Origin of the sequence: Shewanella sp. A32 (assembly GCF_029167175.1) — a bacterium.
In the GTDB taxonomy this organism is placed as follows: Bacteria; Pseudomonadota; Gammaproteobacteria; order Enterobacterales; family Shewanellaceae; genus Shewanella; species Shewanella yunxiaonensis.
Window position 1 is genome coordinate 52427 of sequence record NZ_JARFTS010000023.1, and the last position, 9561, is coordinate 61987.

At 43.9% G+C, this 9561-nt stretch carries 10 protein-coding genes and 1 tRNA gene; 7 read left to right on the top strand and 4 right to left on the bottom strand.

Annotation, left to right across the window (positions count from 1 at the left end; all coding sequences use genetic code 11):
- Positions 1–137: 137 nt before the first annotated feature.
- Positions 138–214: transfer RNA gene (locus PY479_RS14505), tRNA-Pro, on the top strand.
- Between the two features lie 42 nt (positions 215–256).
- Here the strand turns inward: PY479_RS14505 and PY479_RS14510 are convergent.
- Positions 257–514, bottom strand: coding sequence for a hypothetical protein (locus PY479_RS14510; protein WP_212596314.1), 258 nt, complete (start codon positions 512–514; stop codon positions 257–259).
- A 184-nt stretch (positions 515–698) separates the two neighbouring features.
- On the opposite strand from PY479_RS14510, the gene PY479_RS14515 reads away from it, so the two are divergent.
- The gene (locus tag PY479_RS14515) at positions 699–1145 is read left to right on the top strand and encodes a hypothetical protein (RefSeq protein ID WP_212596313.1); all 447 of its coding nucleotides are present in this window, start codon (positions 699–701) and stop codon (positions 1143–1145) included.
- A 40-nt stretch (positions 1146–1185) separates the two neighbouring features.
- Here the strand turns inward: PY479_RS14515 and nadE are convergent, their stop codons facing one another.
- Entirely contained in the window at positions 1186–2016 is an 831-nt protein-coding gene (gene nadE / locus PY479_RS14520) for an ammonia-dependent NAD(+) synthetase (RefSeq protein WP_212596312.1), read from the bottom strand.
- Between the two features lie 467 nt (positions 2017–2483).
- Here nadE and PY479_RS14525 point away from each other — a divergent pair, with 467 nt between their 5' ends.
- The 4 genes from PY479_RS14525 (at position 2484) to PY479_RS14540 (ending at position 6490) form a co-directional block, all read left to right on the top strand.
- On the top strand, positions 2484–3158 hold the full coding sequence (locus tag PY479_RS14525) for a response regulator (RefSeq protein WP_212596311.1): 675 nt from the start codon (positions 2484–2486) through the stop codon (positions 3156–3158).
- Entirely contained in the window at positions 3149–4498 is a 1350-nt protein-coding gene (locus PY479_RS14530) for a sensor histidine kinase (protein WP_212596310.1), read from the top strand. Before PY479_RS14525 ends, PY479_RS14530 begins: the two co-directional genes overlap by 10 nt.
- Before the next feature lie 300 nt (positions 4499–4798).
- Positions 4799–6061, top strand: coding sequence for an HD-GYP domain-containing protein (locus tag PY479_RS14535; RefSeq protein ID WP_212596309.1), 1263 nt, complete (start codon positions 4799–4801; stop codon positions 6059–6061).
- Between the two features lie 117 nt (positions 6062–6178).
- Entirely contained in the window at positions 6179–6490 is a 312-nt protein-coding gene (locus tag PY479_RS14540; protein ID WP_275484197.1) for a DUF3135 domain-containing protein, read from the top strand.
- Here PY479_RS14540 and corA read toward each other — a convergent pair whose 3' ends face one another.
- Together corA and PY479_RS14550 are read right to left on the bottom strand one after the other, a co-directional pair.
- Positions 6491–7438 (bottom strand): magnesium/cobalt transporter CorA, encoded by a 948-nt coding sequence (gene corA / locus PY479_RS14545; RefSeq protein WP_212596307.1) that lies wholly within the window; start codon positions 7436–7438, stop codon positions 6491–6493.
- 105 nt (positions 7439–7543) lie between these two features.
- On the bottom strand, positions 7544–7903 hold the full coding sequence (locus PY479_RS14550) for a hypothetical protein (RefSeq protein ID WP_212596306.1): 360 nt from the start codon (positions 7901–7903) through the stop codon (positions 7544–7546).
- Positions 7904–8122: 219 nt separating this feature from the next.
- On the opposite strand from PY479_RS14550, the gene PY479_RS14555 reads away from it, so the two are divergent.
- Entirely contained in the window at positions 8123–9445 is a 1323-nt protein-coding gene (locus tag PY479_RS14555) for an IS4 family transposase (protein WP_275484198.1), read from the top strand.
- Positions 9446–9561 lie beyond the last annotated feature (116 nt).

A 9561-nucleotide genomic window follows, 5' to 3' on the forward strand; every position in this document is an offset into this window, starting at 1 on the left:
TCTGTAACAATAAAGTGCACAAACTAGGCAGTTGAATCCTCGCTACCAATTTGTTGCTTGCACTGTCACTTGGCTCTTGGTAAAGTTCTGCCTCGTTGACGCGACCCTTGCGCTGTTCGCGGTAAAAACAACACATTCGGTATGTAGCGCAGCCCGGTAGCGCACTGTCATGGGGTGTCAGGGGTCGGAGGTTCGAATCCTCTCATACCGACCAAATACAACAAAACCCAATCATTTTGATTGGGTTTTCGTTTTTTTAAGCATCAAACATTACTAGTTCAAACTCTGCAATATCGGCTAAGCGAATATAGGTCAAACCTTCTATTTTGGCGGTTGGACGAGTGTGTTTAGCAAGGAGTCCGTTGGTAGCTGCATAAAAATAGCCTTTTTCATCAACAAAGCCTTGAGCGGTTCCATGGTTAGCGGCACGTTCATAAAATAACCCGTTAAGAAAATACCCCAGCGGCACCTTACAACCTTTAGCCATCAAACCGTATTTGATGTTGCGCTTCATAAAAATGCTCCTTATCTTTGCCAAGCTTCCCCCAATCAAGCTTAGCCGGAACATCTAGATTAAGGAGTAATGGTTGCGCTTTTATGAAACTTTTCTATCAGAAAATGTGGTAGAAATGATGCAATGTTTAATTGGGTTTCTGTCTTATAAGACGTGACCGCAAATTATAACTGAGTTAATTCACATGTTACTTGGTGATCCACAAGCCCCCAACATCATCTATTTACCACACTCTCCTGTTGTGCCGGAACAGTGGCACTGGCAACAACGGGATGCTGCCACGGAGATTATCGGTGTTAATTCGAATCACTGGCGTAAAATCCTGGTGATAGCCGCTAAAATTTTTGCGCCGACTGATGACTGGAAGTCATTTTTACAGAACAACTTGTTTAACATTGTGTGTCTGGTAACTGAACCTATCGCGTGGTATCCATCGACTGGGACCCAGTTAATAAGTGGCAAGGAAGTTTGTGCAAGTTTAGGTGTAAAAGTAGATACCGCCGTACCGCTGGCTAATGCCGCGTGCTTACGTCAATTACGTCAAAATATTTGGCTGGTTCCTTACCTGGACTATCGGCAGTTTTCAAATCAAACAGTTGAGCAACTTCGGCTTCAGCTTTTCAATAGGTGATGTAAAAATGCCACCCCTTGAAGGATGGCATTGCTTTTACTTAATCATAAATAGTCGGAATTGGCTGACGTTTGTGCTGGGTCGCTTTGTAGATATTAATGATGCGCTCTTCGGCTTCGGGGGCGACTTCTTTACCTTCAAGGAAATCATCAATCTGTTCGTAACTCAGCCCCAATGCAACTTCATCTTCCAGACCCGGACGATTGGTCTCCAAGTCAGCTGTAGGTGTCTTATTAACCAAAGACTCTGGAGCTCCAAGGAAGGCCGCGACTTGTCGAACCTGACGTTTATTCAACCCAAACAAAGGTGCAATATCACAAGCCCCATCACCCCATTTGGTGTAAAAACCAGTGACGTTTTCAGCGCTATGATCGGTACCGACCACTAACCCACCAACGACAGCAGCCACTTCATATTGGGCAATCATACGCATACGCGCTTTAACATTACCTTTTACAAAGTCCACTTTTGCATCATCAGGTTCAAGAATTGAGGCAGACTCTAACCCGGCTAACACCTGATGATGGATACCTTCTACCCCATCGTGAATATTCACCGTGACTTGGTGGGACGGGTTGATAAATGACAGTGCCAACTGGGCTTCATCTTCATCCCGCTGTTCGAGATAAGGCAACCGCATGGCAACAAAACGGTAGTCATCGCTGTTGGTTTCTTGGTTTAAAGATTCTATCGCTAACTGGCACAATCTGCCGGCAGTGGATGAATCAACGCCACCGCTAATACCTAGCACCAGCGCCTTACATTTTGCTTCTTTTAATTTGGCTTTGAGAAATGCTACTCGACGATCCACTTCAAACCCGGGTTCTATGGTTTTAAGTACTTTTTCTTCTCGAATGATTTGTCCTTTCACAGCGGGCTCCGTCTAAAATTCATGTACATTGCAATACAGGCAGTATCCGTTGATCCTGCCACCCGGCCTGATATCTGGGAGTTGTTATGACAGGCCTTTGCTTCAGGAGATTACGATACCACAAATTCATCTTCAGAAAAGTCATCAGAACGAAAGGCAAAATCAGCTGTGATTGACTTTTTTCTCTGCACTCTAAGCATGAAATACAACTATCATAATGATTTAAATATACTTTTTATTTTATGATCTTTGGGTTGGTTTTTTATAACGTACAACATCTAGCAACGTAGCTTCTTAAAAGTGGTACAAGTCGCGCCCTTCTTTACCGTGTTAATAGCCAGTAATTTTTATCCAGATGTGACAGCGTCAGCCACGGTTAAGTAATTTTGCAGTACACTGGCTGGCATTGGCATATGTTGATGTAATGAATACACTGACTAATTGATATCACAAAGGATATGGTTGTTATGAGAATACTGGTAGTTGAAGACGACCCTTTACTGTCTCATCACCTGAAAGTACAGCTGAGTGAGTTGGGTAACCAAGTCCAGGTTGCGGGGACAGCCAAAGAAGGATTCTATCAAGCAACAAATTACCCTATTGATGTTGCTATCGTTGACCTAGGCTTACCAGATCAGGATGGCATTTCACTGATCAAGCAACTGCGCGAAGCTGATCTCAAGGCTCCAGTGTTAATCCTTACCGCGCGAGTTAACTGGCAGGATAAAGTGCAAGGGCTCAACGCTGGTGCAGATGATTACCTTGTTAAGCCTTTCCAAAAAGAAGAATTAGTCGCTAGGCTTGATGCGCTAGTGCGCCGCAGTGCTGGCTTTGTCAAACCTGTCATCCAAAGTGGAGAGTTGTCTTTAGATCTTGCGGCCAAGCAGGTAATGATGGGCGACGAACTCATGGACATTACCGCTTTTGAATATCAGATTTTAGAATATCTAATGCGCCATAATCATGAAGTGGTTGCCAAGCAGCGATTGCTTGATGTGATATATGGTGACAAAGAAGGCGACCCGAACACTATAGAAGTTATGGTCAGCCGTTTACGGAAAAAACTGAGTCGTGATGGGATAGAGAATCCCATTATCACCATTCGCGGCCAAGGTTATAAGTTTAATCTTCCATGCAACTAAGATTGAAACCTAAAAAGCGACTTCTCACTCGTATGTTTTTGACTTCATTGTCAATTATTGCATTGGTGGGGTTCGGTCTGGCCTGGATGGTTAATATACTTCATGCCCAAAATAGCTATAACGAAGAAACCGCTCAATTAATTGCGGAGATCCCGCAGGTCGCTGCGGAGTTGCGCGAGCATGACCTGATTCCAGACACCAGCGCCTGGCTTGAGGAAAATAACAAGCAAGAACGTTACGTCATGGCTTCTTGTGATACCAACTTTAAACAAGTTTGGACTTCCTCGCTTGCTGTTGATCGTGGTTTATTTGATATCTGCGAACGCTTTAATGATATTCGTAATGGGACACCGCCCTATTACCTCAATATGGCGGACAAACGAGGTTATTTCGCTTACTTGCTATCTGTTGATATCGCGGGTGTTCACTACAATCTTTTGGTCCTCAAAGATGCCGAAAAAATCGAACTGGAAGCCACTAAATTTGCTAAACGCACCTATCTAAGACTGGCTTTAGTCCTGGTGCTGGCGTTGTTATTACTCATTAGTGCGGCCTATTGGGGAATGCAACCATTAGCCCGCATGAGAGCTGAGTTGCAGTCCATCATAAAAGGAAAAACCAAATCCTTGTCAGCAGGTTATCCTGTGGAACTTGAAGGTGTCACACAGGCACTGAATCAACTGCTAAGACAATCCAGCTCACAGCAACAACGCTATCAGAATGCAATGAATGACCTGGCCCACAGTTTAAAAACGCGGTTGGCGGCGGTACATGCCATTACCGACGATAACTCGCTGGACCGTCAGGCGATTTGTGAAAAAATCATGGATCAGGTCAGTCAGATGGATCTGTTAGTCAAGTATCAACTGAAACGAGCAATGCTGGGGCGTAAGGGATTAAAACAGATCAAAACGCCGGTTAGACCCTTAGTGGATCAGCTGACGCAAATGTTGTTTAAAGTCTATCAGGATAAAAAGGTACACCTTACAGTTAATGTCGCTGACGATTTAAGTTTTCCTGGTGATGAAGGTGACCTGATGGAGTTATGCGGAAACCTGATGGAAAACGCATTTCGTCTCTGTATCGCTGAGGTGCGCATCAGCGCTAGCATGGATAAAACCCACTTTATGTTAGTGGTTGAAGATGATGGACCAGGGGTAGAAGAAGGTCTTAAGCAAAAAATAATTGAACGTGGCGTACGGGCGGATACTCAATCCCCTGGACAAGGGATTGGTCTGGCGGTGTGCAATGAAATCGTCAGTAGCTATGGTGGTACACTGAGTATTGAAGATTCTGATCTTGAAGGTGCCCGATTCAGTATCAATATCCCATTAAGTTAACCTCCCCCAAGCAATTTGTTACACATTAACGTCCAACCTAAACTGTGCAGGTTTCTGCGCTGATACTTGACCCGTGCCTCGGCATTAGGTCGCAGCACTCGTTATAATCCCTGTTGTATCATCAGCGCCGTATTGACGATTCGTTAAAATGTTCGCTAACTCATGCTATTGATATAACTTCAACTGAAGAGCTATTGTCTCCTAACGCATCTGTTGTCAATATATCTTGGTAGTTAAGTAAGCATTCGATAAATTAACCATTTCCGGGCATTTGACAGGTAACCAAACAGTAGTTGTCTTATGGGTAAAAGCCGCTTTGTATCAGTCCAACAATTACAAGTTGGCAATTATGTACGATTACCAGTGTCATGGAAGGATCACCCCTTTTTATTCAGTAGCTTCAAACTGAAACAACAAGCACAAATTGAGCTGATTAAAAAGCTCGGTATTGACGCTGTATATGTAGATCTTGGTCGCAGTGATACTGAACCATTAGCTGCAGAACAGTTAAAGGAAACTCCCGAACAATCCGCGGAAGAACTGGAAAAGCTCCAGGGGCAAATGGAGCAGTACAAAAAAGAGCGCATCGAGATCTTGCAGCGTATGCGCAGAGATTTGCAAAAGACCGAAGAGCACTTTTCGCGTTCATTAGCACGCATGCGTAATTTGATTGGTAAATTGCGTAATCGGCCCCTAAATGCAGTAAATGAAGCGAAAGAGTTAATCACAGATATCACCGAGGAATTGCTCGCGTCAGACAATCTCGTCTTGCATCTAATGTCAGACGACGACAAAAGTGATGGCATCTATTTTCACTCGTTAAACGTCGCAGTTTTATCGATGTTAATGGCAAAGGAATTAGGATGGGCCCGAGCGGATATTGAAACGGTAGGGTTAGGCGCATTATTTCATGACATTGGTAAACTTAAGCTGCCAAGTCAGATAATCCGGAAAAAGGAACCGCTGACGACACCAGAACAAAATCTTTATAATCAGCATCCTATTTTGGGTACTGACCTACTGAAACTGGCGCAAGATTTCCCACAAGCGTCAGCAGCGGTTGTCACCAATCATCATGAACTTCTCGATGGCAGTGGTTTCCCGCGTGGTTTAAAAGCGGATGCCTTAAGCGAACCGGTACAACTGGCTGCGGTAGTCAATTTTTACGATTCGCTATGTCATCCCAGTAATCCGCAACAAGCCAGAACCCCCTATGCAGCGCTGGGTTATCTCTATAAATATTCCAAGGGGAAATTCAATCAAGAATATGTCGGTAAGATTATCAAGATGCTTGGTATCTACCCACCAGGCTCAGTGGTCGAATTATCATCAGGACAATTCGGGCTGGTGATGTCAGTCAACTTAGACAAGATCCTATTACCGAGAATTCTGGTATACGATCCAATGGTGCCGAAAGATCAGGCTCCTATCGTCGATTTGGAAGCAGAAGGTTTAAGTATTGTGCGTTGCCTATCCCCTGCGGCACTCGCTGAAAATATTTATAAATATTTAAACCCAAGGGAACGAATTACTTATTATTTTGGTTCTGAAAATAAAAGCTGATGGGAGTCTTTCAGTCGTCAACTAACGTTTTACATTAATCTGAACTAGTCTTGTCTTATAGAGCTCCCCTAGTTTTTGGGGTTCATCACCAGGGATGGTGCGATGTGGAGACACGGGATGAGAGACTTACCAGATTTTGACACCTTAATGTGGCTGGCACAAAACCAGCCGGAAAAACTGGATTCATTGCAACAAGCGTTGAGTGATGAGTTGATTGCAGAATCAGACAGCAATCGTGAACAACTCCGTAAAGTAAATCATAACTTAAAACAACGCTTAGCTCGCTGCAGCAATCCATACCATCGTTGTCTAATAAGCATCCAAATGATGCGCGCCAAATTTGCTTCACTCGCCAGTGTATTAGAAAATCCTGAAAGCTACCGACAGCAAAAAGCCGAAGTTATTCCGTTAAAACGAAAATCCATCTGATCACAGCCAGCCCTTGCGGCGGAAGAAAAAGTATGTTCCTGCCGCACTTGCCAACATCATAACAATAGCCATTGGATATCCAACAAACCAGTCCAATTCAGGCATGTGTTTGAAGTTCATTCCATAGCTACTGGCAATAAGTGTTGGTGGCAGAAATACCACTGCAGCTACCGAGAAAATCTTGATGATTTTATTCTGCTGAAGACCACTAAAGCCCATTGCAGCGTCCAACAAAAAGTTTAATTTATCGAATATAAACTGACTATGGGGCATCAATGATTCAATGTCTGACAGCATTTCTCGCATATCTTTGAGTTCGTCCTCACTCAATTCTCTACGATAATACTTTTGCATATAACGCAATGATCTCTGGGTATCCAACAAACTCAACCGGATTTTTCCGTTTGAGTCTTCCTGCAACGTGATCATCTTGAACACATCATCAAGTTCGGCACTTTCGAATACCTGCTCGCTGACGTTTTCCAATACGGTGTAAACATCTTCAATGAGGTCTGAAAGGTACTCTACTTTCAGATTAAACAGTTCAAGAAATAAACTTTGGGGGGTCACTACCTCGATTCTGCCCAGACGCAAATAGTTACGTAGTAATCGGATTAGCCCAACATCCTCTTCACGGATAGTAAGTAAAAAGTTATTACGCAGGTTAAAAGAAACGTTCACGCCGCGAACATCTTGCCCTACACGTTGCGGAAACAATGAGTTGATGTGTAAGCCATCACTGTTTTGATAGAAACGCGCAGACGCCTCGATTTCGTTGATATCTTCCTCATCTGGAACTTCTTCAACAGAAAAGCGCGCTAACCAGTCTCTTTCATAATCATCTGGACGAAACAGGTCAAGCCAAAGTGTATCTTCAGGAATATTGTCCTCGGGTGAAAGCTCAACAATTTTTAGCTGTTGCTGCTGATAGATATAGGCGGTAATCATGAGCCCTCCTGAGGAACGTGCTGGCCGAAGAAGTTACATCGGCAAAAAATGCAGCTAGTTTACCCGATAACAGATGAATGAAAAGCGTCGAGTGAGCAGACTGCTTTACTTATCATCAATTACTAATCTTTCCTCTCGCGAAAGTCGGATTTTAAGGCCATCTACTGTAACTAACTCGTTGGCTGAAATGTCTTTTTTTCTGACTTGATAAACATCACGGCGGGCTTCAGTTGGCGACACTAAAGTCACAGTGACTATAGTGTAACCATCAAACCATTGCCACGCCATGAATCCACTACCGAGCAGCGCTAATGCGCCTAGCACAAATGAAAACAAATATTTACGGATCTTACTGTCTGAATTCTTAGGGTTTACCTTGTCATTGACATTTATATGGCGTTTAGCTGCCAGCATCCGCCATGCGAATACCACTACTAGAACTGTTAGCAGAAGTTTTGTCAGCATAATAAGATCCAGTTACTTATGTTATAAATCTGCGCGCTCATTCTACAAAATTAATAATGATAACAGTGCGGTATGAAACACAAAAGATAAGTTCTCGTAGAAAACTGGTCATGAAAAGCAAAAAGGCCACCGCTAGGGTTAATGCCGATCGGTTTAGACACTTGACCGATCTTTAGAGCAAACGATAATCCCTGCTAATCAAATTAGCGGGGATTTTTTATGTTGCCTGAAGAGTTAACTCTGGCTTATGAAACCGTAGAAGGTGGCAATAAGTATGAGTCTGTTGTCAATGCCATTCAGCTCGAATGGATTGAGCAAGTGCTCTTCCAAACATCTAAAGCCAGCATCAGAACTCGTCGTTTACCTGCCCAGCAAGCAGTCTGGCTGGTCATTTGGATGGGGCTACAGCGAAACAAATCCATCAAAGAAGTCTGTAGTTCTCTGGACTTAGCTTTGCAACCTAAGCCTGAAGATACTTGGTCTCGTGTTGCTCCCAGCGTGCTTACTGATTGTCGTCGCCGTTTAGATGAAGCACCACTTGCAGCCCTCTTTAAAACAGCGATATCAGCATGGGAGAATGATGCGCTTATCAAAGATAAAAAGCTTGGCCTGAATGTGATGGCGGTTGATGGCACCACTTTTCGATGCCAAGACTCTGAGGAAAATGCACAGGCATTTGGCTTTATCTCCAAGAAACACAAACCGTATCCCCAGCTTCGATTAGTCGGGTTGATGTCGACAGAAACTCGGATGTTAATGGGCGCAGCATTTGATGCCTGTGAGGCCGGAGAAGTGACATTGGCACATAGGTTAATGCGTGATGTGCCAGCCCACTCTTTAACATTGTTTGACCGCTGTTACTTCTCAGCAGACTTGCTGTTATCTTGGCAAACAGCCGCTGAAAATAGTCATTGGTTAACACCAATTAAGCGTAAATTGCGATACGACATCGTGGAACAATATGCAGAAAATGACATGTTGATTTCCATGCCTATCTCCCCACAAGCACAGCGTAAAAACCCCAATTTGCCAGCAAACTGGCAAGCAAGGCTCATCTTGTATAAGGAGCCTAAAGGAGATATTGAAGGATTTATCACCTCACTGATAGACCCTCAAGAGTATCCATTAGAAAACTTACTCAATATCTATTGGCAACGATGGCAAATAGAAGAGGGCTACGGGGAGCTGAAACAGACACAACTCCAAAATGAGATAACCCTTAGAAGTCGCTTTGCAGCGGGAGTAAGACAAGAAATTTGGGGTATTTTGCTGGCCTATAACTTAGTGCGATTGGAAATGGCCAATATAGCGAGAGATGCGAAGGTCAGTCCGACACGCGTAAGTTTTGTGGCCGCCATTAGTCTGATAGACACTCAGCTTCGCTGGCTTGCACTTTGCCCCGATGGGCGGTTGCCTGCGACACTAAAACAGATGAGGGAAAGTATCGGACATTTCATTTTACCTGATAAAAGAAAGGACCGAACATTTCCACGTTCGGTCCTTTATATTCCCGCCAAATATGCTTTTAGATACAAGCAGTAATGCTTATCCGAAATGCATTGACCGCTAGGGTGGCCTTTCTGTTGTATTAGGCGTCTGGCGATGACCTACTCTCACATGGGGAGACCCCACACTACCATCGGCGCGATTGTGTTTCA

Coding starts and splice junctions, on each gene's coding strand:
- PY479_RS14510 (WP_212596314.1), bottom strand. CDS start 514: ATGAAGCGCAACATCAAATACGGTTTGATGGCTAAAGGTTGTAAGGTG.
- PY479_RS14515 (WP_212596313.1), top strand. CDS start 699: ATGTTACTTGGTGATCCACAAGCCCCCAACATCATCTATTTACCACAC.
- PY479_RS14525 (WP_212596311.1), top strand. CDS start 2,484: ATGAGAATACTGGTAGTTGAAGACGACCCTTTACTGTCTCATCACCTG.
- PY479_RS14530 (WP_212596310.1), top strand. CDS start 3,149: ATGCAACTAAGATTGAAACCTAAAAAGCGACTTCTCACTCGTATGTTT.
- PY479_RS14535 (WP_212596309.1), top strand. CDS start 4,799: ATGGGTAAAAGCCGCTTTGTATCAGTCCAACAATTACAAGTTGGCAAT.
- PY479_RS14540 (WP_275484197.1), top strand. CDS start 6,179: ATGAGAGACTTACCAGATTTTGACACCTTAATGTGGCTGGCACAAAAC.
- corA (WP_212596307.1), bottom strand. CDS start 7,438: ATGATTACCGCCTATATCTATCAGCAGCAACAGCTAAAAATTGTTGAG.
- PY479_RS14550 (WP_212596306.1), bottom strand. CDS start 7,903: ATGCTGACAAAACTTCTGCTAACAGTTCTAGTAGTGGTATTCGCATGG.
- PY479_RS14555 (WP_275484198.1), top strand. CDS start 8,123: ATGTTGCCTGAAGAGTTAACTCTGGCTTATGAAACCGTAGAAGGTGGC.